At 44.7% G+C, this 20,627-nt stretch carries 23 protein-coding genes; 10 read left to right on the top strand and 13 right to left on the bottom strand.

All coding sequences use genetic code 11. The features are described from left to right. Position 1: 1 nt before the first annotated feature. The 4 genes from lptA to R7D93_RS21460 form a co-directional block, all read right to left on the bottom strand. Complete coding sequence (gene lptA / locus R7D93_RS21475; RefSeq protein ID WP_005381109.1) at positions 2-496, bottom strand: lipopolysaccharide transport periplasmic protein LptA; 495 nt, start codon at positions 494-496, stop codon at positions 2-4. Next, a complete protein-coding gene (gene lptC / locus R7D93_RS21470; protein ID WP_005381106.1) occupies positions 477-1,040 on the bottom strand; it encodes an LPS export ABC transporter periplasmic protein LptC in 564 nt (187 codons plus the stop codon). The genes lptA and lptC overlap by 20 nt, the downstream gene beginning before the upstream one ends. An 86-nt stretch (positions 1,041-1,126) precedes the next feature. Further along, positions 1,127-2,098: an arabinose-5-phosphate isomerase KdsD gene (gene kdsD / locus R7D93_RS21465; protein WP_005381104.1), complete on the bottom strand. Its 972-nt coding sequence runs from the start codon at positions 2,096-2,098 to the stop codon at positions 1,127-1,129. Between the two features lie 29 nt (positions 2,099-2,127). Continuing rightward, entirely contained in the window at positions 2,128-3,093 is a 966-nt protein-coding gene (locus R7D93_RS21460) for a calcium/sodium antiporter (protein ID WP_005381102.1), read from the bottom strand. A 374-nt stretch (positions 3,094-3,467) separates the two neighbouring features. Between R7D93_RS21460 and mlaF the strand changes: the two genes are divergently transcribed. The 8 genes from mlaF (at position 3,468) to R7D93_RS21420 (ending at position 8,909) form a co-directional block, all read left to right on the top strand. Beyond that, entirely contained in the window at positions 3,468-4,271 is an 804-nt protein-coding gene (mlaF, locus tag R7D93_RS21455) for a phospholipid ABC transporter ATP-binding protein MlaF (RefSeq protein WP_005388422.1), read from the top strand. Beyond that, positions 4,261-5,052: a lipid asymmetry maintenance ABC transporter permease subunit MlaE gene (mlaE, locus tag R7D93_RS21450; RefSeq protein ID WP_005381100.1), complete on the top strand. Its 792-nt coding sequence runs from the start codon at positions 4,261-4,263 to the stop codon at positions 5,050-5,052. Before mlaF ends, mlaE begins: the two co-directional genes overlap by 11 nt. A gap of 2 nt (positions 5,053-5,054) precedes the next feature. After that, positions 5,055-5,543: an outer membrane lipid asymmetry maintenance protein MlaD gene (gene mlaD / locus R7D93_RS21445; RefSeq protein WP_115386306.1), complete on the top strand. Its 489-nt coding sequence runs from the start codon at positions 5,055-5,057 to the stop codon at positions 5,541-5,543. Positions 5,544-5,545: 2 nt separating this feature from the next. Beyond that, the gene (gene mlaC, locus R7D93_RS21440) at positions 5,546-6,184 is read left to right on the top strand and encodes a phospholipid-binding protein MlaC (RefSeq protein ID WP_005381098.1); all 639 of its coding nucleotides are present in this window, start codon (positions 5,546-5,548) and stop codon (positions 6,182-6,184) included. Continuing rightward, positions 6,184-6,504 carry a lipid asymmetry maintenance protein MlaB gene (locus R7D93_RS21435; RefSeq protein ID WP_054728869.1) on the top strand — a complete coding sequence of 107 codons (321 nt, stop codon included), beginning with the start codon at positions 6,184-6,186 and terminating at the stop codon, positions 6,502-6,504. The genes mlaC and R7D93_RS21435 overlap by 1 nt, the downstream gene beginning before the upstream one ends. Positions 6,505-6,507: 3 nt before the next feature. Then, entirely contained in the window at positions 6,508-6,762 is a 255-nt protein-coding gene (ibaG, locus tag R7D93_RS21430; RefSeq protein WP_005381092.1) for a BolA family iron metabolism protein IbaG, read from the top strand. A gap of 9 nt (positions 6,763-6,771) precedes the next feature. After that, positions 6,772-8,028 carry a UDP-N-acetylglucosamine 1-carboxyvinyltransferase gene (murA, locus tag R7D93_RS21425; protein ID WP_213912446.1) on the top strand — a complete coding sequence of 419 codons (1,257 nt, stop codon included), beginning with the start codon at positions 6,772-6,774 and terminating at the stop codon, positions 8,026-8,028. 155 nt (positions 8,029-8,183) lie between these two features. After that, the gene (locus tag R7D93_RS21420; protein WP_005381088.1) at positions 8,184-8,909 is read left to right on the top strand and encodes a 1-acylglycerol-3-phosphate O-acyltransferase; all 726 of its coding nucleotides are present in this window, start codon (positions 8,184-8,186) and stop codon (positions 8,907-8,909) included. An 85-nt stretch (positions 8,910-8,994) separates the two neighbouring features. On the opposite strand, the gene R7D93_RS21415 is transcribed toward R7D93_RS21420, so the two are convergent. The 5 genes from R7D93_RS21415 to arcA form a co-directional block, all read right to left on the bottom strand. Continuing rightward, on the bottom strand, positions 8,995-9,384 hold the full coding sequence (locus R7D93_RS21415; protein WP_005381087.1) for a RidA family protein: 390 nt from the start codon (positions 9,382-9,384) through the stop codon (positions 8,995-8,997). 129 nt (positions 9,385-9,513) lie between these two features. Beyond that, positions 9,514-9,975, bottom strand: coding sequence for an aspartate carbamoyltransferase regulatory subunit (gene pyrI, locus R7D93_RS21410; protein ID WP_005381086.1), 462 nt, complete (start codon positions 9,973-9,975; stop codon positions 9,514-9,516). A gap of 15 nt (positions 9,976-9,990) precedes the next feature. Further along, positions 9,991-10,920: an aspartate carbamoyltransferase gene (gene pyrB, locus R7D93_RS21405; RefSeq protein ID WP_005381085.1), complete on the bottom strand. Its 930-nt coding sequence runs from the start codon at positions 10,918-10,920 to the stop codon at positions 9,991-9,993. Between the two features lie 280 nt (positions 10,921-11,200). Further along, positions 11,201-12,205 carry an ornithine carbamoyltransferase gene (locus R7D93_RS21400; protein ID WP_053350615.1) on the bottom strand — a complete coding sequence of 335 codons (1,005 nt, stop codon included), beginning with the start codon at positions 12,203-12,205 and terminating at the stop codon, positions 11,201-11,203. Positions 12,206-12,361: 156 nt separating this feature from the next. Next, positions 12,362-13,582: an arginine deiminase gene (gene arcA, locus R7D93_RS21395; RefSeq protein WP_213912445.1), complete on the bottom strand. Its 1,221-nt coding sequence runs from the start codon at positions 13,580-13,582 to the stop codon at positions 12,362-12,364. Positions 13,583-14,165: 583 nt separating this feature from the next. On the opposite strand from arcA, the gene rraB reads away from it, so the two are divergent. Both rraB and R7D93_RS21385 read left to right on the top strand, forming a co-directional pair. Beyond that, complete coding sequence (rraB, locus tag R7D93_RS21390; RefSeq protein ID WP_213912444.1) at positions 14,166-14,579, top strand: ribonuclease E inhibitor RraB; 414 nt, start codon at positions 14,166-14,168, stop codon at positions 14,577-14,579. A gap of 154 nt (positions 14,580-14,733) precedes the next feature. Next, positions 14,734-15,534, top strand: coding sequence for a glycosyl hydrolase 2 galactose-binding domain-containing protein (locus tag R7D93_RS21385; RefSeq protein ID WP_104975633.1), 801 nt, complete (start codon positions 14,734-14,736; stop codon positions 15,532-15,534). 19 nt (positions 15,535-15,553) lie between these two features. Here the strand turns inward: R7D93_RS21385 and R7D93_RS21380 are convergent, their stop codons facing one another. From R7D93_RS21380 to R7D93_RS21365, 4 genes are all read right to left on the bottom strand, one after another. Then, the gene (locus R7D93_RS21380) at positions 15,554-16,459 is read right to left on the bottom strand and encodes a bifunctional helix-turn-helix transcriptional regulator/GNAT family N-acetyltransferase (RefSeq protein ID WP_225497119.1); all 906 of its coding nucleotides are present in this window, start codon (positions 16,457-16,459) and stop codon (positions 15,554-15,556) included. A gap of 115 nt (positions 16,460-16,574) precedes the next feature. Continuing rightward, complete coding sequence (locus R7D93_RS21375; protein WP_005381078.1) at positions 16,575-16,979, bottom strand: DUF2061 domain-containing protein; 405 nt, start codon at positions 16,977-16,979, stop codon at positions 16,575-16,577. 202 nt (positions 16,980-17,181) lie between these two features. Continuing rightward, positions 17,182-20,040 carry a valine--tRNA ligase gene (locus R7D93_RS21370; protein WP_225497121.1) on the bottom strand — a complete coding sequence of 953 codons (2,859 nt, stop codon included), beginning with the start codon at positions 20,038-20,040 and terminating at the stop codon, positions 17,182-17,184. A gap of 96 nt (positions 20,041-20,136) precedes the next feature. Beyond that, the gene (locus R7D93_RS21365) at positions 20,137-20,586 is read right to left on the bottom strand and encodes a DNA polymerase III subunit chi (protein ID WP_225497130.1); all 450 of its coding nucleotides are present in this window, start codon (positions 20,584-20,586) and stop codon (positions 20,137-20,139) included. Between the last annotated feature and the right edge of the window lie 41 nt (positions 20,587-20,627).

The raw sequence follows: 20,627 nt of genomic DNA, 5'->3' as shown, positions 1-20,627 counted from the left end.
ATTAGTTCTCTATCTGATTGGGTTGCAAAATGGTCGTAACGCGCTCTTCCTTAGAGCTATCTGCGACTAGCTTTTGTTTACCAATTTGGTAACGAATCGAAGAACCTTTGATGGTGTTGTTGTCTTGCGCCAGCTGCGCTTGACCTTTCATGGTCAGTTCGTCTGTAGAAATACGGTAATCCAACTCCGTAGCTTGACCACTAAGTGTTTTACCATCGTCCATCAGCTGAGAAAACTTCGCAGGTTTACCAAATGCTTGAATCTGTTTAATTGCTTCGGTTTTAGGATCGCGAGTTACCACGATTCTATCAGCATCGATATTGATGCTCCCTTGCTTAAGAGATACATCGCCTTCAAAAACAACCTGGTTACTCTTCATATCCACCTGTTGGGTGTCAGAGTTTATGTAAACCGGCTGTTGAGTATCCGACTTGAGTGCCAGCGCTTGAGGCGCCGCCAATACCAGTGCCAGTAGGCTAAGGTGTAACGGTTTCATATCGACCTTGAACTTCATCTGTCAGAGTCGCAGTATGCTGTTTTAAGTTGCCTTGCATTGCGCCTCCAGTAGTTTCAAATTGTGGTCCAACCAACATCACTTGTTGGTCAGCTTTAAAATCACGATTGGTTAGATTAATGACCAATTTGTCTGTTGCCATGGTATCAAAACTCGCACCAGGCAGAAGATTTTGCATTAAGACTTTGTCATATAAAGTCAAAACTTGGTCTTCATCTAACACTGCTCTTGTGGCAGTCACCTTCCATTCAATGACGCTACCTTCACGGTAAACCATCAAAGTCGGGTTATTAAAAATAGTATCTCCACTCTTAGCATAATGGTCTAAGTTAGTGGAGCGAATGATGTAACTGCGGACACCATCTTCACCGTAGGTGATGTTTTCTAATCCAGAACCACTGAACATGGGCAGTTCAGAATCTGGTGCTACTTGAATTGCGTCGTTGCCTTTAGGGGTTAGTAGGTAATAACCGCACCACGCTACAACGAAGATCAAGAGCAAATAAATAAGGCGAGTAAAACTCATATAATGAAGGCCTATCGTTTAGCTCAGTACTTCCCTGACCATTGCCTTTATTCGTCTAATAAATGATTTAAATGTTTGTGCTGATATTACATCACGCCAGCTTTTAGTAAATCGTGCATGTTCAGTGCACCCACAATTTTTTCGTCTTTACATAAAATCAGAGCGTTAATGTTTTTATTCTGCATCAAGTTCAAACCTTCAACCGCCAGCATATCAGGGTGTGCTGTGGTTGGGTTTGTCGTCATGACCTCGCCAATTGCCGTCGTATGAATATCGATACGCTTGTCTAAGGTACGACGTAAATCACCATCGGTGAATATACCAAGCATAGCATCGTGCTCATCGACGATGGCTGTCATGCCTAACCCCTTTTCTGAAATTTCAAGCAGGGCATCGCGAATTAATGCGTCAGGAGAAACTTTAGGTAACGCTTCTCCAAAGTGCATAATATCAGACAACTTAAGTAGCAGTTTTCTCCCCAGTGCACCACCTGGGTGAGATAGGGCAAAATCTTCGGCAGAAAAACCACGAGCTTGAAGCAGAGCTACGGCTAATGCATCTCCCATCACTAATGTGGCAGTCGTACTGCTAGTTGGCGCCAGGCCTAACGGACAAGCTTCTTGAGGTACCGTAATTTGCAGGTGTAAGTCAGACAGCTTGGCCATATTTGATTCTGGCTTACCTGTCATGCTGATGATCTTAATATTCAGGCGCTTTAATACTGGAAATAGAGACAGAATTTCGTTTGATTCACCAGAGTTAGAAATTGCCAGCACAATGTCACCAGGGCTAATCATACCCAAGTCACCATGTGCGGCTTCGCCTGGATGAACGAAAAACGCCGAAGTCCCAGTGCTTGCCAGAGTGGCGGCAATCTTGTTACCAATATGGCCTGACTTGCCAATACCCATAACGACAACTTTGCCGTTGTTGGAAAGGATAAGTTCACACGCTTTTTCAAATTGATCATCAAAGTAGGTATCTAGCTCTTGCAGAGCAGCAACTTCGATATCAAGAACTTGTTTAGCAGCAGCGCGAAAATCAAATTGATTGGACATATCAGATCTCTACTTATTGATCGTGGTAATTAAGCGGTCATGTTTGCGAATAAGTACACTTGGTAACCTAAGAAGCACACAAACAAGATGGCACCTTCAATACGGTTAATACTGCGTGATTTACCCAAACACATCGCGACAAGTAACAATGAAACGCCTAACATGACCCAGAAGTCACGTCCCATCGCGTACTCACTGAGCACCGATGGATTAATGATGCCAGGAATCCCCATTACCGCCAGAATGTTAAACACATTCGAACCGATAATGTTACCGACAGCCATGTCGTCTTCACCCTTTAAAACTCCCGCAAGTGATGCGGCCAGTTCTGGCAGGCTAGTGCCAATGGCGATAATAGTTAGGCCGATAACAAGGTCGCTCATACCAAAGTGTTTAGCAATAATTACCGCGTTATCAACCAGCATGCTGGCTGCCAAAGGAAGCAATATCAAGCCAATAACCACCCACATGATTGCTTTAGGGTTACTGACGCCTTCTGGGATCTCTGACTCTTGGTCATCAAGAAAAACATCACCTGATTTTTGCTCTTTGCGGCTGATTTGCAACATAGCAAATAAAAATGCCCCAAAGAGTACAAACAATAAGACACCCTCATAAAAACCGAGATGGCTATTCCAAAGCAGAATACCAGCGAGTACGGTTACGGCTATCATGAGTGGAAGTTCTCGGCGGATGACGGCGGAGCTAATCGACAAAGGCTTGATCAGCGCTGTAATACCTAAGATTAACGCAATGTTCGCTATGTTTGAGCCTAATACGTTACCCACCGCTGTATCTGTTTTGCCATCCCAAGCGGCGGTTGCAGATACCATCATCTCAGGGGCGGATGAGCCCATCGCAAGGATTGTCATGCCGATGACAAGCGGGGAAATACCGACGTTGCGGGCTATCGCTGCAGAGCCAAAAACAAGTTTATCTGCACTCCAAACAAGCAAAACAAGACCGACTATAAGCAACGCAACGGCTTCGAGCATGAGAATTCCTAAGTATTAAATAAGTAAAATGAATAACCGCTAATTTTGACCTTTTGCGGCCTAAAATGGAAGATAAACGAAGAATAAATTAAAGGTTAGTAACGAAAATGTATGTAAATCTCACTCATTTAAATGAGCAATTCTGGTCTAGGATTTAAACACTTCGTGCTAATTAGGTCATAAACCATGAGAAATTGCAGGGATATAGTCGACTTTATTTAATTGAACAGTGCTTTAAATTCAACGCCAATGTGCTTATGATTGCAGCCTAATAAATGTACCGACGTTACTTTATTAAACGTAGAATTCAACTCCGATGAGTATCTGCTTGATGATTCCGTGAGTTGCAACGCTCCTACAGTAGAAGAGATGATATGTCGAACAACGATTTAGTCACCGTGAACAACCTCACTTTTTCACGGGGAGAACGCATGATCTTTGATGATATTGATCTGCATGTTCCTGAGGGCAAAGTGACGGCCATTATGGGACCATCGGGAATTGGTAAAACAACATTGCTGCGTTTGATTGGTGGTCAGTTGTATCCCGAGCAAGGAGAGATCTGGTTTGATGGCGACAATATTCCCTCTCTCTCGCGTAAAAAACTCTACCATGCTCGAAAGAAAATGAGCATGTTGTTCCAGTCAGGGGCTTTATTCACTGATTTGAATGTTTTTGATAATGTCGCCTTTCCATTGAGAGAGCATACCGATTTATCGGAAGATTTGATTCGCACCATGGTGTTACTCAAGCTCGAAGCTGTCGGTCTGCGCGGCGCGGCGCAATTAATGCCGAGTGAGCTTTCAGGTGGTATGGCAAGACGCGCTGCTTTGGCTCGTGCAATCGCACTTGATCCTGACCTGATCATGTACGATGAGCCGTTTGTGGGGCAAGACCCAATCACTATGGGCGTTTTGGTTGAGCTAATTAGCAATCTAAACCAAGCGTTAGGTTTGACCTCTATTGTGGTTTCTCACGACGTACCTGAAGTCATGAGTATTGCTGACTGGGTATACCTGATGGCCGATGGAAAAATCATCGCCTATGGTACGCCAGAAGAGCTGACTCAAAACTCTGATCCTCGTGTCCAGCAGTTCTTACAAGGTGATGCCGACGGTCCTGTACCGTTTCGTTTCCCTTCTCAAAGTATCGAAAAGGACTTATTTGATGGTCGATAACTTCATTCACTTTGTCGCCTCGCTGGGTCGACGCACGCTTTCTATTTGCGGAGCATTTGGTCGTGCGACTTTCATGTTGATTGGGGCGCTATTTTCTAAGCCACAACCGATCAGAAGCTTTCCTCTGCTTGTTAAGCAACTTTATTCTGTTGGTGTTCAGTCGCTGGCGATCATCGTCGTATCTGGTCTGTTCATTGGAATGGTTTTGAGTCTACAAGGCTATGTTGTGTTGGTGGATTACGGCGCAGAAGGCAGTTTGGGGCAAATGGTAGCGCTTTCGTTACTCCGTGAATTAGGACCCGTTGTTACTGCACTTTTGTTTGCTGGTCGTGCCGGTTCTGCGTTAACCGCAGAGATAGGTCTAATGAAAGCAACGGAACAACTGTCTAGCCTTGAAATGATGGCGGTAGACCCATTGAAACGAGTGATTGCACCACGGTTTTGGGCTGGGGTTATCTCAATGCCTTTACTGGCTATGATTTTCATGGCTGTGGGAATTTGGGGAGCTCAGCTTGTTGGTGTTGACTGGAAAGGCGTTGATCACGGCAGTTTTTGGTCAGCGATGCAGTCCTCTGTTGAGCTAGGACAAGACATTGGTAACAGTATGATCAAATGTTTTGCGTTTGCAATTACGGTTACTTGGGTCGCTCTATTTAACGGTTATGATGCTATTCCAACATCGGAAGGGATCAGCCGAGCAACTACGCGCACTGTTGTGCATTCTTCTTTAGCAGTACTAGGATTAGACTTTGTACTGACCGCATTGATGTTTGGGAATTAATCATGCAACAAACACGTAAAACTGAATTATGGGTTGGCAGCTTTGTATTAGCGGGAATTTGCGCGATTCTTGTGATGATTTTTCAAGTTGCTGACGTAAAAAGCATTGGCTCTGGTGATACTTATACCCTCAAAGCCGAGTTCGATAATATTGGCAGTTTAAAAGTTCGTTCTCCCGTAAAAGTGGGGGGCGTTGTGATTGGTCGAGTAAGTAGTATTTCGCTTAACCCAGACAACTTATTGCCAGTTGTAACACTATCTATCAATAGCAAATACAATCAGTTCCCAGAAACGTCGAGCGTACAAATTTTGACATCTGGCCTGATTGGTGAGCAATACATTGGTTTAGTACCTGGCTTCGTTTTTGATGAAGAAGTCATGCTGGTGGATGGTGATACCATCGAAGACACCAAATCGGCGCTTGTGCTTGAAGACTTAATTGGTCAAGTACTATACAGCGTAGGTGGTTCAGACGACTCAAGTAAGGAATAACTATGTTAGCGAGATTACTACTTTCAGTTTGTGCTGTGTTTAGCGTCTTTGGAGCAACAGCAGCAGAGGTGGATAAAACTGAACCTTATAAGATGATGAAGCAGGTAGCTGAAGTCACGTTTGAAAGATTGAAAGCCGAACAGCCGAAAATCAAACAAGATCCAAATTTACTTAAAGTGATCGTTGAAGAAGAGCTAATGCCTTACGTCAACTACCGCTATGCAGGGTTAAAACTTCTTGGTCCAAACTTAAAAGGTGCTAAGCGTGAAGATGTACTTGAGTTTATCGATGCATTTCGTGCGTACCTGATTGCGTCTTATGCACAAGTGTTGACGCAATACTCTGACCAAAAAATTGAGTTTGGTCCTGAGCCTAGCATTGATGACTCTAAGCGTATTACAAGCATTAAAGTTGATATCATCGATACTCCGCGTCCAAACATCAAACTTGAGTTTAAACTGCGTAAAGACAACCAGTCTGGAGAGTGGGAAGCATTCGATATGATTGCAGAGGGCATTAGTTTACTTTCTAGTAAACAATCCGAATGGAACAGTAAAATTCGTCAAGAAGGCATTCTATCTGTTGCTAAAGACTTAGAAAAATTGGCCGCAGAACCGATCCGTTTCGAGGCGAAGAAATAATGGCCCAGACTCCCGTTCAGTGGCAATTGGATCAAAACATTCTTAAGCTAACAGGGGCACTTGATAGAGATACAGTGCCTTCATTGTGGGCGTATGCACAGCAATGGCAACCTGCTCAATCGGAGCTGGAATGCTCGCTAAAAGAGATAGAGCGCGTCGACTCTGCAGGAATGGTGATGTTAATCCACTTATTAGAGCATGCAAAAAAGCAAAACTGTCATATAATGCTCAGTTTCGTGCCGGCGCAACTGCGCACTTTGTTTCAACTGAGCAATGTTGAATCTTTAGTGGCCAAACACATACAGAATTATCAGGGGTAAATTGTGGATAGCGCAAAAGTACAACAGTTATTAGAAGAAGCACTAAACCTTCAAGAAGTGCATGTGAAAGGTGAAGGTAGCCACTATGAAGTGGTTGCTGTTGATGCTTGTTTCGATGGAATGAGCCGCGTTAAGAAGCAGCAGCTAATTTATGCTCCTCTGATGGAATACATCCAGCGTAACGACATTCACGCATTATCAATCAAAGCGTTCACACCAGAAGAGTGGGCTCGTGATAAGAAATTGATGTCGCTTTAAGGTTTATTGATGGAAAAGTTTCGAGTTATTGGGTCAGATAAACCACTAGTTGGTGAAGTGACCATTTCAGGTGCAAAAAACGCAGCACTGCCGATTTTATTTGCGTCTATCTTGGCGGAAGAGCCAGTAGAAGTGGCAAACGTACCACACCTTCGTGATATCGATACAACCATGGAATTGCTTAAGCGTTTAGGCGCAAAAGTAAGCCGCAATGGCTCTGTTCATGTTGACCCAAGCAGTATTACAGAATACTGCGCGCCTTATGATTTGGTGAAAACCATGCGTGCTTCTATTTGGGCTTTAGGTCCTTTGGTGGCGCGCTTTGGTCAAGGTCAGGTTTCTTTACCAGGCGGTTGTGCTATTGGCGCTCGTCCTGTGGACCTGCATATTTCTGGTTTAGAGCAGCTTGGCGCAACCATTACATTAGAAGATGGTTATGTGAAAGCAGAAGCGGATGGTCGGCTAAAAGGCGCACACATCGTGATGGATAAAGTCAGCGTAGGCGCGACGATCACCATCATGTGTGCCGCAACGCTGGCGGAAGGCACAACAACACTAGATAACGCTGCGCGTGAGCCTGAAATCGTCGATACCGCTGATTTCCTAAATAAGCTTGGCGCAAAAATCTCTGGCGCTGGCACAGATACCATTACGATTGAAGGTGTTGAGCGCCTAGGCGGTTGTAAACACAACGTGGTTGCTGACCGTATTGAGACGGGAACATTCCTTGTCGCAGCAGCAGTATCTGGCGGTAAAGTGGTATGTCGCAACACTAATGCTCATTTGCTTGAAGCGGTTCTCGCCAAGCTGGAAGAAGCTGGCGCGCTTGTCGAAACGGGTGAAGATTGGATCTCCGTTGATATGACCGACCGCGAGCTAAAAGCGGTAAGTGTACGTACTGCGCCACATCCTGGTTTCCCGACGGATATGCAAGCTCAATTTACGCTTCTGAACATGATGGCGAAAGGTGGCGGCGTGATCACAGAGACTATCTTTGAAAACCGCTTTATGCACGTACCAGAACTCATGCGTATGGGCGCTAAAGCTGAGATCGAAGGCAATACGGTTATCTGTGGTGATGTTGAGTCACTCAGCGGTGCGCAAGTGATGGCAACCGATCTACGAGCTTCGGCTAGTTTGGTTATTGCAGGTTGCATTGCTAAAGGCGAAACCGTCGTTGATCGTATTTACCATATCGACCGTGGTTACGACAAAATCGAAAATAAACTGGCTGCACTTGGCGCAAATATTGAGCGAGTGAGCTAGGCAAGTTAAACTGCACCGCAGGTAACTTGGATATCAAGAGAGCCGAAACCTGAGTTTCGGCTTTTTTATATCACTCTCATGACCATATTTTCCCTTTATGGAAAGAGAGATATTAATAGCTGTATCTGGCAAAAGCCGGTTCCTGGAGAACAAGAATGATTGCACTGTTACGTGTATTTGCTGTCGCTATCTTTGCGATTGTTATGTTTATTGGTGGTTGTGGTTACTGCCTATTAAGCCCTAGAAACCCTAAGCACGTTTTCACTTTTGGCCGTTTGTTTGCCAAGATGTCTCGTGTGTTTGGGATTAAGTTAGAGTTGCGTATCCCTGAAGATGCGTATTCACGCGGCCAACATGTTTACATTGCTAACCACCAGAACAACTGGGACATGTTTACTGTTTCTGCGGCTGTGACTCCGAAAGTTGTGACAGTAGGTAAAAAGAGCTTGGCTTGGATGCCACTGTTTGGTCAGCTTTACTGGCTTACGGGTAACATTCTGATTGACCGAGCGAATCGTTCTAAAGCAAAAGGTACTATCGATCAGGTCGTGAGCAGCATGAAAGAAAGTGATGTTTCGGTGTGGATGTTCCCAGAAGGCACGCGTTCTCGTGGACGTGGTTTGCTGCCATTCAAAACAGGTGCTTTTCATGCGGCAATTGGTGCAGGTGTGCCAATCATTCCTATCGTATGTAGCTCGACGAATAAAATTAAGCTGAACCGTTGGAACAATGGTCATGTGATTGTTGAAATGCTACCTCCAATCAGCACTGAAGGCTATGGTAAAGAGGGCATTCGCGAGTTAGCGAATATCTGTCGTGAACAGATGAAAGAGAAGCTTGAATCGTTAGATGAAGAAGTCAAACAGCGCAACGCTGCTTAAGTTTTACTGCGATATCATCACGAAAAGACAATAAAAAACGGGTAGCCTGAGCTACCCGTTTTTTATTGTTTGTCAGCAAGTGCAATTATTTGCGAACAGCGATTGCTTCAATCTCGATGCCAACATCTTTTGGTAGGCGAGCCACTTCTACACAAGAGCGTGCAGGGTAGTTTGCTACGCCGTGCTCATCAAAGAACTTGCCGTAAACTTCGTTCACTGTGCCAAAGTCATTTAGGTCTTTAACAAAAACCGTTAGCTTTACAATATCAGATACTTTAAGACCTGAAGATTCAACTACAGCCTTTACGTTTTCTAGAGACTGACGAGCTTGTTCTGCGATATCAGCAGACACTTCACCTGTCGCTGGGTTTACTGGGATTTGGCCTGAAGTAAGAACCATGTTACCTAGATCTACGCCTTGAACGTAAGGACCGATTGCTGCTGGTGCAGACTCAGTGTGAAGTACTTTCGTCATTTGATTTTTCCATCAGTTGTAGGGAATAAAGATTCTCAGTTTGCCTCTAAACCCTCGGTAGGTAAAGAGCAAAATACCCTGACATTGCAGGGTATTTTAAACGTATCACAGCCTAGTCGTGCTGCGTGTTTATCGCTCGGTTACGATCTCGCGTGAGAACACTTTCTCGCAGTATTTACACTTTAGGCGGATTTCTTGTTTTTTCTCGAACACGCTAAAGCTGCTTTCTACTGGTTCATTATGAGAAATACAGTTTGAATTCGGGCATTCAAATACATCATTGATGCGCTCAGGAAGCTCTAACGCGAGCTTTTTCACCACTTCATAATTCTCGATTTGATTCACGGTCGCGTGAGGAGCATACAACGCTAGCTTGCTCGCTTGCTCTTCATTGATAAACACATTTTCGATTTTGAGTAGATCTTTATGACCGAGTGCTGATGATGGCAAGTTCAGTCCAATCGTTACGCGTTGTGATGAATTGTGCATATCGAACAGTCTTAATACTTTGATGCCGATTTGCGCAGGGATGTGGTCGATGACCGTACCATTTTTGATTGCTTCTACCTGCAATTGAGTTTCTTTAGCCATGATTTTTCCCCTCGATTACAGTGTTTCGTTTAGAACAAGCGCCAGCAGTGCTTGGCGAGCATACACGCCATTTTGAGCTTGCTGGAAGAAGTAGGCATGAGGCGTTTTATCAACATCAGTTGTAATTTCATCCACACGTGGTAGTGGGTGCAGTACTTTCAAGTTCTCACGCGCGCCTTCTAGTAGTGCCGCCGTTAGGATGTAAGCCGACTTAATATGTGCGTATTCCGATTCGTCAAAACGTTCTTTCTGTACGCGTGTCATGTACAGAATATCCAGTTCAGGAATCACACTTTCCATGTCTGTGTGTAGGCTATATTGAATGCCAGCTTCGTCTAGTTCTTCGCAGATGTAATCTGGCATTGCCAGCGCATCTGGTGCAACAAAGAAGAAGCGGATGTTGTTAAACTTTGCTAAGGCTTGAGTCAGTGAGTGCACTGTGCGGCCATATTTTAGGTCACCTACGAATGCGACGTTCAGGTTGTCTAGACGCCCTTGTGTTTCCGCTATGGTGTATAGGTCGAGTAGTGTTTGAGTTGGGTGTTGGTTTGCACCGTCGCCCGCGTTGATCACTGGCACGCCATTTGAAAATTCAGAGGCCAAGCGAGCGGCGCCTTCTTGTGGATGACGCATCACAAAGGCATCGACGTAAGAAGAGATGACTTGTACTGAATCTGCGAGTGTTTCGCCTTTTTTCGCCAGAGAGGTATTACCATCATTATCAAAGCCAATCACGTCACCACCAATGCGCTGAATCGCTGTTTCAAACGATAAACGTGTACGTGTTGATGGTTCAAAGAAACAACTTGCAACGACTTTGTTTTTAATCAGTTCTGGTCGAGGTGCTTTTTTAAGGCTACCTGCTGTTTCTACGATAAGTTCCAGTTCTTCGCGTGAAAGCTCTGGAATAGAGATGATGTGCTTCTGGTAAAGCGAGTTCGCCATGATCTTCTTCCCTATAACATTGATGACTACATCCAAATAACCGAAAGGAATTTTGGACATAAAAAAACCTCCCCAATGGGGAGGTTTTAAAATTCAATAGAATTAACGAAAATAACACCACGTAAGCGTAGTCGCTTAGCGAGAGCAAATCGCGTTTTTAAGTCAGCAATCAGCGTGGTCATTTCTTAATCCTCAGACAAATTGCCGAGCATTATACGCTTAACTTTCGTGAGCGCAAGCGATTACATCATGGTTTTTAGCGGCTGTTTTTGCGCGCTGGTTAGCTTCCTAGCGTCGCAACCATTACGGCTTTGATGGTATGCATACGGTTTTCAGCTTCGTCGAATACGATGGAGTATTCCGATTCAAATACCTCTTCTGTTACTTCAAGGCCTTTCATACCGTATTTTTCAGCGACTTCTTTGCCGACGGTGGTTTCATCATTGTGGAAAGCTGGAAGGCAGTGCATGAATTTCACATGTTGATTGCCCGTTTGCTTAATCACGTTCATATTGATTTGATAAGGTGTCATTAACGCTACACGCTCATCCCATGCCTCGGCAGACTCACCCATAGACACCCAAACGTCGGTGTATAGGAAGTCACAACCTTTCACACCTTCTTCAACGCTTTCTGTTAACGTGATTTTTGCACCGGTTTGTTGCGCGATAGTTTGACAAGTTGCCACGAGCTCTTCTTCAGGCCAGAACGCTTTTGGCGCGACAAGGCGAATATCCATGCCCATTTTCGCTGCGCCCACCATAAGTGAGTTCCCCATGTTGTTGCGCGCATCACCTAGGTAAGCGAAGGTTATTTCATGCAGCTGTTTACCACGGCCGTGCTCTTGCATGGTCAGGAAGTCAGCAAGGATCTGGGTTGGGTGGAACTCATCCGTTAAACCATTCCACACAGGAACACCAGCATAAGTACCAAGCTCTTCAACAATGGATTGGCCAAAGCCTCGGTATTCAATCCCGTCGTACATACGACCAAGAACGCGAGCGGTGTCTTTCATCGATTCCTTATGACCGATCTGCGAGCCAGAAGGGCCGATGTAAGAGACTTGAGCACCTTGGTCAAAGGCAGCGACTTCAAACGCACATCGGGTACGAGTCGAAGATTTCTCAAAGATTAGTGCGATGTTTTTACCTTGAAGTTTCTTCTGCTCTGTTCCTGCATATTTAGCTTTTTTCAGCTCTGCAGACAGTTCGAGCAAAAACTGGATTTCTTTGGTTGAGAAGTCCAATAGCTTCAAAAAGTTGCGGTTACGTAAATTGAAAGCCATAGCTCGTCCCTTAGTACATGTGATTAGATTAATAGAATTCATTAAAACATATAAATGCTTTTATTGTGAATAATTATTTTCAATTAAAGCTAAAAAAGGTTGATGTATTCACATCAACCTTAGTTTTGATTCACCTAATGTAAAGGGACGAGTAAGTTATATATCGTCTCGTTCTATTGGACAGCTCATACAGCGAGCGCCACCGCGACCACGACCAAGCTCGTTACCAGGTACTGTCAGTACTTTGATGCCAGCTTTATCGTATTTTTCGTTGGTGTATACGTTGCGTTCGTAACCAATTACTACGCCCGGTTTTACAGTTAGAACGTTATTGGCATCATTCCATTGTTCGCGCTCAGCTTCATAGCTGTCGCCACCAGTAGTGATGATTTTCAGCTGATCTAAGCCAAGAGCGGACTCAATCGCGTGCAGATAGTTATGTGAGGCTTCAACATGCATTTCACCGTTGCCTTTTGGTGTTAAGCGCCATGTGTCGAGATCTTTGCGCATGATCTCTGGGTAGACAGAGAAAGTATCTACATCCATATGGGTCATCACAGTGTCTAAATGCATACATGAGCGGTGTTTAGGCAGATCAATTGCAATAACCTCGGTAGCTTGGCCTGCTTTAAATAGGCTCGCTGCAAGGTTCTCTACGCCTTGCGCGGTCGTACGCTCAGACATACCGATCAGAACTGCACCTTTACCAATAACCAACACATCACCGCCTTCGACATTCGCATTATCATAATGCAGATCATCGTCACCGAAGTATTTGATAAAATCTTGGCCAGAAAAAATTGGGTGCCAACGATAAATCGCACGTAGGTGGTTTGTTTCACGTTGACGTGCAGGCATCATCATCGGGTTAAGAGAAACGCCGCCATAAACCCAACATGAGGTATCACGAGTAAAGAGGTGATTAGGCAGTGGCTCAATAACAAAGTCGAGAGGACGCTTCATTTTTGGCAGCATAGAAGATGAGGAGATCGGTAGCTCTGAGTAAGCTAAGCCACCTAAAAAGATGCAGGCAAGATGTTCATCATCCATTTCTGAAAAGTATTGGCGTAGGTCTCGCGCAAATGTTGGCCCGTAGCGAAAGTCAGAAATCTGAGTGTTCAGCAGCCATTGTTTTGCTTCTGGAACGGCGAGGGTTTCGACCAGTAAATCGTGGAGGAGAAGCACTTCAACGTCTTGCTCGCGCAGCGTACGTGCGAATGCATCGTGCTCTTCACCTGCCGCTTCTACAGCAAGAACGTCATCAAATAGCAACTCATGACAGTTTGACGGAGTTAAGTGGGTTAGGGCGCGTTCAGGGCGATTTAATAGAACTCGTCGAAGTTGACCAACTTCTGATCCAACGTACAGCTTGCTCATTTTGTATCCTTACAAATTTTCCAGCCATTAGTTATGACAAGCTTCCTAGAAAGATGCAAGTTATCAAGCTTTGTTTATATTCTGATATTTTTGACTTTGTGAGTTTTTTATTTTTATTTTTGTTCTTATTAAATTTGTTATTAGATATAAATGCTATTTTGCTTAAATTGGAGTGCGTGCGTTTTTATTCTAATTTTCCCGTTGAGAAAGAATACATGCACAGTGCATAAAACGTGCATTTTTATTCTAAATTATGCATTATTAAAGTGAATTTATTCGTTATGCTTCTTCGTTTTACACGTGAGTGTATTCAAGAAAGCATCATAAACACGCATAGAAAGAGAAAATAACCACATTAAGTGTCAATTAGGATGTTCTGAATATTAAAAAATGCCATTCTTTGTTAATTTTTTGTTTCTTTGTGTGGTCGGTTTAATATTTAGATTCAAATAACCGATAAGAATCGCAGTGGTATGATGTTTGTTTGTGGCTTTTCATCGCAATCCATGCCATATTTCACCGGATCAGCATACTCAGTATCGGGTATTGTGTTTCCATCAAGTAACTAATCTGGAGCCAAAACATGTCTCACGAAGATGAATATCTATCAGTAGAAGAATTAATTGAGATTCAAAAGGAAGAGACTCGCGATATCATTGCAGCATTGCTAGAAGATGGCAGCGATCCAGATTCGCTATACGAAATTGAGCATCACCTGTTTGCCGAAGATTTTGACACGCTAGAAAAAGCGGTAGTTGAAGCATTCAAGATGGGCTTTGAAGTTCTTGAAGCAGAAGAAACTGAAGATGAAGATGGCAACAAGTTGCTTTGCTGTGATGCGACTATGGAGTCCGCACTAGACGCAGAAGCGATTGATGCGCAAGTTGAAAAATTGATTCACTTGGCAGAAAAATACGACATCATCTATGACGGTTGGGGTACGTACTACGAAGGCGAAGATGCGCTTTACCCTGAAGAAGATGAAGACGAAGAGTAATCAAAGCTCACTACTTTTGGAAAAACCAGCGTTTAACGCTGGTTTTTTTATACCTTGAAAAACTGACGAATGTGGAGGCGATAAATAATTCACATTGAGTTTATAGGGGATTTCTCCCTATAATGCGTGAAAATTGATCTAGCTCAAGGTGTATATGCAACTCTCACTCGCCGGTTTATGGCAAGTCTCTCCACTGACGGACCTTTCTATCCCACAGGATGACATTACTTTCCCTGCTCCTTTGAGTCAGGTATTGCCAGCTGAACTGACAGAAGAAGCAATTCGTCAGCAAGAGTGGCACCTGATGCATGACATTGAAGTGGACGAATCCATGATGGCATTCCCAGCGGTAGAAATGGTGTTGGGTGGTGTGGATTACCATGCAGAAGTGCGTTTGAACGGAGTAGCATTGTTTGACTGTGACGGTTCTCAAAATGTCTACAAGAAAGACATTCGCCCGTTCATGCAGATGGGGCGCAACCGTTTTGAGATCCTATTCCTTGAGGAAGAAGAAGATCTTCTGTTGGATGAGGATAAACCGGAGTTGTGTTCACTTGCAGATCATGAATACCAAAAGAGTGACGAGCGCTTAGGGGTATGGCAAGAACCGTATCTGCAGTTCATTCGCAATGTACGTTTAGACCGCGTGGCAACCGAGCAGATTTGGCACCACGGTGGTGGTTGCGAGTTTAAAGTAGACTTGTACTATCAAACTTTTGCGCCGGGTCTGGTCTCTGCATCGGTTAAGTTTAATGGTATGACTTACCATATTCCTATTGATGTCCGAGCGGAGCATGCGAGCGCTTTATTCCAGATCGAAGCGCCAAAGTATGCCGATCTTACTGATCCTGATCCAAGTGATCTCTACCAGTTGTCTGTTGAGTTGGATGGGCAGCACCAAAACTTCACTGTTGCCTTGAGCCAGGAGCTTTGTGTTACCCATGTTGTGCTTTAACTCTTAGTAATGCTCTTTATTACAGTGTTTTAAGCATCACTACTTCACATGCATCATGCCCTGTTTGTCCAAGCGGGGTATCGAGATGCTCAAAGCCTAGCTTTTCATACAAGCTTACCGCTTCTCTCAGACATTCAGTTGTCTCTAAATAGCACTGCTGATACCCAAATTGTTTCGCCAATTGTAAGCTCAATGCGACGATGCGTTTGGCTAAACCGTGCCCTCGTGTTTGAGGTAAGAAGTACATCTTTTGTAGTTCACACACATTTGGCTCGCCAGCTAAAGGGGCAAAGCCACCGCCACCAACGATCTCTCCGCGATGTTCAATGACCCAGTAGGCGGCCCCGCATTGATTGTAAACCGAATACATATCATCAAGCGTTGGATCGGCCACACCATAACCTTTGTCTGCGGTTAAGCCGTATTCTGCAGAGACTTTACGAATCACATCTGCGACTTGCGGGTTGTCTGCTTTAATAAGAGGTCGAAGAACGTATTCCTCAGACTGACACACTTTTGTTAGCCCTTTTAGGTAAGTCTCTAGACCAAGTTTGAGTTGCTCTTGCTCGCTGTCATCGAGTTGGGTAAGCAGTTGTTCAAAGAAGTGGTTTTGCTGTTGGTCCAGTTGTGATAACGCCTGCTGGCCTTGATCTGTAATCGCTACGAGTTGACTACGTTTGTCTTTTGGGTTTTCGATGCTCTCGACCAAACCTAATTTAATCAAACCAGTAACGGTTCGGCTCGCGTTGGACTTGTCGACATTAAGCTGCTGTGCCAGCTGATTGATGGTCAATGGCTGCAATTGGATTTCACCCAATGCGTGCGCTTGCACTGGAGTGAGAGCGACATCGCCGCATTGTTTATCAAGTATACCAAGCAATCGGACGGCTTGACGGGAGTAGTGTCGAAGTTGACGAGCGTTCATTATCACTTACCTCTAAAAATAAAGTTGCGCACCGCAATTAAATTAATTGCGGTGCGCAACCTTGTCAATGGTAAATGTCATTTTTCTCGTTAGGAGACGTAGTGAGCCTCCATGTTTAAGCGTGGTGATGTAAACAAAACTGCGGTGCTGGAGCTTTTTCTGATGATTTACGCATCCATACTTTCTCGTGGAAGTAGTAAGCCACCGTGTTCAAACTCGGCTCTAGCATCGCCATTACGCCGCCGACGAATGCATCACCTGTTAGTAAGTAAACCACTGTAAAAGCGACGCTGAAGTGCACGGTCGCAAAGCTTGCGGTTTTTAATTTGGTCATCCACTGACGAGCTTTAAGTGCTGGGACTTTTGCCCATGCCTTTTCATGAAAGTAGAAGGCTACGGTGTTCACTGAAGGCTCAATCATGGCAATTAAACTACCAATTAGAATGTCGCCTGTGAGTACGTAAGCGACACTAAATGCGATAGTAAAATGCAGTGCTGCGAAAGTTAGTGTCTTTTTCATGATAATTACTCAATCGTGTTTGTTTCGATGAGTTTATTATCGATAATAATTCTCATTAATGCTAATGGATGATGAGTATTGTTGCGATAGGGGAAAGCTATTGATGATGGTTTTTGGTGAAAGATATACAAAAAAGGTTGACCATGATGGCCAACCTTTGGGTTCAAAGTGAGAAGTGTTAGTTCTTCTCTTTCACTGAGGCTTAAAGTGCAGCGATCGTTGTCTTCTGCTCTTCTAGCTTAGCTAGTGTCTCTTTGTAGCCTTCAAGCTTCTCACGCTCTTTAGCAACAACAGCTTCAGGTGCTTTCGCTACAAAGCCTTCGTTGCCAAGTTTGCCTTCGATACGCTTGATTTCGCCGTGCGTCTTCTTGATTTCGCCATCTAGACGAGCAAGCTCTGCATCTTTGTCGATCAAACCCGCCATTGGGATCATCAGCTCAGACTTGCCAACCAGTGCCGTTGCACACGCTGGAGTTTGTTCGCCAGCTTCAAGCACGCGTACTGCTTCTAGCTTCGCTAGTGACATCAGTACTTGCTTGCTTGCTTCTAGACGAGAGGCATCTTCTGCATTTGCTGCTTTCAGCATAACGTCAAGCGGCTTACCAGGGTTGATGTCGTATTCAGCACGTAGGTTACGGATGCTGGTAATGAACGCCTTCACCCATTCGATATCATCTAGCGCTTCTTGGTTGAAGTTTGCTTCGTCGAATTGAGGCAGTGCTTGAAGCATGATTGTCTCACCTTCTACACCTTCAACTAGTGGCTTGATGCTTTGCCAGATAGTTTCAGTGATGTAAGGAATCACAGGATGAGCCAGACGTAGAGTCTTCTCAAGTACCGTGATTAGTGTACGGCGAGTACCACGCTGTTGCGCTTCAGTACCTTTCCATAGAACGGGTTTAGTTAGCTCTAGGTACCAGTCACAGAATTGGTTCCAGATGAATTCGTAAAGCGTGTTCGCAGCCATATCTAGACGGAAGTTGTCGATATGGTTGTTGAACGCTTTCGCTGCTAGTTCAAACTGAGACTCGATCCACTTGTCTGCTAGTGAGTATTCAGTCTCACCACCGTTGAAGCCACAATCTTGCTCTTCTGTGTTCATCATTACGTAACGGCTTGCGTTCCATAGTTTGTTACAGAAGTTACGGTAACCCTCAAGACGTTTCATATCCCAGTTGATATCACGACCTGTTGATGCCATTGCTGCAAGAGTGAAACGCAGTGCGTCTGTACCGTATGCTTCGATACCGTTTTCAAACGTCTTACGAGTGTTCTTCTCGATCTTCTTCGCTAGTTGAGGCTGCATCATGTTGCCACAACGCTTCTCTACGAGAGACTCTAGGTCGATACCATCAATCATGTCGATTGGGTCAAGTACGTTACCTTTCGACTTGGACATCTTGTCGCCGTTTTCGTCACGGATTAGACCAGTAACGTAAACCGTCTTAAATGGTACTTGTGGTTTGCCGTTTTCGTCTTTCACGAAGTGCATGGTCATCATGATCATGCGCGCAACCCAGAAGAAGATGATGTCGAAACCAGTTACTAGTACGTCTGAAGGGTGGAATACTTTCAGATCGTCAGTTTGCTCTGGCCAACCTTGAGTACCGAACGTCCATAGTGCAGAAGAGAACCACGTATCCAGTACGTCTTCGTCTTGGTGAAGTTCAATGACAGACTCTAGGTTGTTGTTCTTACGAACTTCTTCTTCAGTGCGACCTACGTAAACATTACCTTGGTTGTCGTACCAAGCTGGGATGCGGTGACCCCACCATAGCTGACGAGAGATACACCAGTCTTGAACGTCACGCATCCAAGAGAAGTACATGTTTTCGTATTGCTTAGGAACGAATTGGATGTCGCCGTTTTCTACTGCTTCAACTGCGGTTTTCGCTAGAGGCGCAGTACGTACGTACCATTGGTCAGTTAGCATTGGTTCGATAACCACGCCACCACGGTCGCCGTAAGGAACTTGTAGATCGTGATCTTTCACTTCTTCAAGTAGGCCTAGCTCGTCGAATTCAGCAACGATAGCTTTACGAGCGGCAAAACGCTCCATACCGTGGTATTTAGCTGGTAGCTCAGTGCTGTAAGCGTCGCTTGCTTCGCCGTTAGTGTTGAATACTTCTGCTGAGTCGCGGATGTTCGCGTCGAAAGTCAGAATGTTGATCATTGGTAGCTGGTGGCGCTTACCTACTTCGTAGTCGTTGAAGTCGTGCGCAGGTGTGATTTTCACACAGCCAGTACCTTTTTCCATATCTGCGTGCTCATCGCCCACGATTGGGATGCGACGATCAACGATAGGAAGGATGATTTCTTTACCGATAAGATCTTTGTAACGTGGATCTTCTGGGTTAACTGCAACACCCGTATCGCCTAGCACGGTCTCTGGACGAGTCGTTGCAACAACGATGTAGTCTTTGCCATCCGCTGTTTTAGCGCCATCTGCTAGTGGGTAGCGGAAGTGCCACATGTGGCCTTTAGTGTCTTTGTTCTCTACTTCTAGATCTGAAATCGCTGTGTGTAGCTTTGGATCCCAGTTAACTAGACGCTTACCGCGGTAGATTAGATCGTCTTCGTACAGACGTACGAACACTTCTTGGACGGCGTTAGATAGACCATCGTCCATCGTGAAGCGTTCACGATCCCAGTCTACAGATGCGCCAAGACGACGAAGCTGCTTAGTGATAGTGCCGCCAGATTCGCCTTTCCATTCCCAGATTTTGTCGATGAAAGCTTCACGACCGTAATCGTGTTTTGTTTTGCCTTCTTCTGCAGCGATCTTACGCTCAACAACCATCTGAGTTGCGATACCAGCGTGGTCAGTACCTACTTGCCAAAGGGTGTTTTTACCCTTCATGCGTTCACAACGGATAAGCGTATCCATGATCGTATCTTGGAACGCGTGGCCCATGTGTAGGCTACCAGTGACGTTCGGTGGCGGGATCATGATGCTGTATGATTCTTTAGTAGTGTCACCGTGTGGCTTAAAGTAGCCTTTCTCTTCCCAAGTCTGATACAGAGCTTGTTCGATTGAAGTTGGGTTGTATGTCTTTTCCATAGCGCTCTTTTAATGGATACGTTGATGGTTGAATCTTAGTCAATCTTTATAAGTGAGGGATCTTAACAAGATCGCCTTAACTATAAGGATTGACCGTTAAGGATATTGAATTTCGATCGTTTGCAGCTGGTAACCTGCTTGACGGTAAATTTTATATCTTTCTCTTGCGAGTTGTTTAGCTTTTTCTTCGCAGGGCACGAAGTCTACCACTTGAGCAAACTTGTTCGCAAAGGTTGTCTCATTTTCCGCCAAATTAATTACCAGCTGACGGTTCCAATTAGGTTTTACACCTTCATGGCCGATTTCAATATTGGTGGCGTATTTCGGTCCCTCGCCTACGAGGTTATGTGCCATGAACTTGTCTGCATCAACTTGCCAAAAGGCTTCAGCGAGCTGCTCGGCGTGTGGCTTGTCTTGACAGTTTAAATACACTTTAGCGCCTTGGCGAGCAAAGTGCTGAGCCAAAAACACGATGTATTCTTCAAAGCCAGCCACCGTTGCTTGCGGGCTCTGTTCATTAATGATGTAGAAGGTTGCAGTTTGCATCATTCTCTCACTTGCCTTGGGTCTCTTCCTAAGACCATCTT

Source organism: Vibrio sp. YT-15 (assembly GCF_033337445.1).
GTDB classification, from domain to species: Bacteria; Pseudomonadota; Gammaproteobacteria; order Enterobacterales; family Vibrionaceae; genus Vibrio; species Vibrio alginolyticus.
The sequence above is the reverse complement of the archived record's forward strand: the minus strand, read 5'-3'. Positions and strand labels throughout refer to the sequence as shown.

Coding starts and splice junctions, on each gene's coding strand:
- lptA (WP_005381109.1), bottom strand. CDS start 496: ATGAAACCGTTACACCTTAGCCTACTGGCACTGGTATTGGCGGCGCCT.
- lptC (WP_005381106.1), bottom strand. CDS start 1,040: ATGAGTTTTACTCGCCTTATTTATTTGCTCTTGATCTTCGTTGTAGCG.
- kdsD (WP_005381104.1), bottom strand. CDS start 2,098: ATGTCCAATCAATTTGATTTTCGCGCTGCTGCTAAACAAGTTCTTGAT.
- R7D93_RS21460 (WP_005381102.1), bottom strand. CDS start 3,093: ATGCTCGAAGCCGTTGCGTTGCTTATAGTCGGTCTTGTTTTGCTTGTT.
- mlaF (WP_005388422.1), top strand. CDS start 3,468: ATGTCGAACAACGATTTAGTCACCGTGAACAACCTCACTTTTTCACGG.
- mlaE (WP_005381100.1), top strand. CDS start 4,261: ATGGTCGATAACTTCATTCACTTTGTCGCCTCGCTGGGTCGACGCACG.
- mlaD (WP_115386306.1), top strand. CDS start 5,055: ATGCAACAAACACGTAAAACTGAATTATGGGTTGGCAGCTTTGTATTA.
- mlaC (WP_005381098.1), top strand. CDS start 5,546: ATGTTAGCGAGATTACTACTTTCAGTTTGTGCTGTGTTTAGCGTCTTT.
- R7D93_RS21435 (WP_054728869.1), top strand. CDS start 6,184: ATGGCCCAGACTCCCGTTCAGTGGCAATTGGATCAAAACATTCTTAAG.
- murA (WP_213912446.1), top strand. CDS start 6,772: ATGGAAAAGTTTCGAGTTATTGGGTCAGATAAACCACTAGTTGGTGAA.
- R7D93_RS21420 (WP_005381088.1), top strand. CDS start 8,184: ATGATTGCACTGTTACGTGTATTTGCTGTCGCTATCTTTGCGATTGTT.
- R7D93_RS21415 (WP_005381087.1), bottom strand. CDS start 9,384: ATGACGAAAGTACTTCACACTGAGTCTGCACCAGCAGCAATCGGTCCT.
- pyrI (WP_005381086.1), bottom strand. CDS start 9,975: ATGGCTAAAGAAACTCAATTGCAGGTAGAAGCAATCAAAAATGGTACG.
- pyrB (WP_005381085.1), bottom strand. CDS start 10,920: ATGGCGAACTCGCTTTACCAGAAGCACATCATCTCTATTCCAGAGCTT.
- R7D93_RS21400 (WP_053350615.1), bottom strand. CDS start 12,205: ATGGCTTTCAATTTACGTAACCGCAACTTTTTGAAGCTATTGGACTTC.
- arcA (WP_213912445.1), bottom strand. CDS start 13,582: ATGAGCAAGCTGTACGTTGGATCAGAAGTTGGTCAACTTCGACGAGTT.
- rraB (WP_213912444.1), top strand. CDS start 14,166: ATGTCTCACGAAGATGAATATCTATCAGTAGAAGAATTAATTGAGATT.
- R7D93_RS21385 (WP_104975633.1), top strand. CDS start 14,734: ATGCAACTCTCACTCGCCGGTTTATGGCAAGTCTCTCCACTGACGGAC.
- R7D93_RS21380 (WP_225497119.1), bottom strand. CDS start 16,459: ATGAACGCTCGTCAACTTCGACACTACTCCCGTCAAGCCGTCCGATTG.
- R7D93_RS21375 (WP_005381078.1), bottom strand. CDS start 16,979: ATGAAAAAGACACTAACTTTCGCAGCACTGCATTTTACTATCGCATTT.
- R7D93_RS21370 (WP_225497121.1), bottom strand. CDS start 20,040: ATGGAAAAGACATACAACCCAACTTCAATCGAACAAGCTCTGTATCAG.
- R7D93_RS21365 (WP_225497130.1), bottom strand. CDS start 20,586: ATGCAAACTGCAACCTTCTACATCATTAATGAACAGAGCCCGCAAGCA.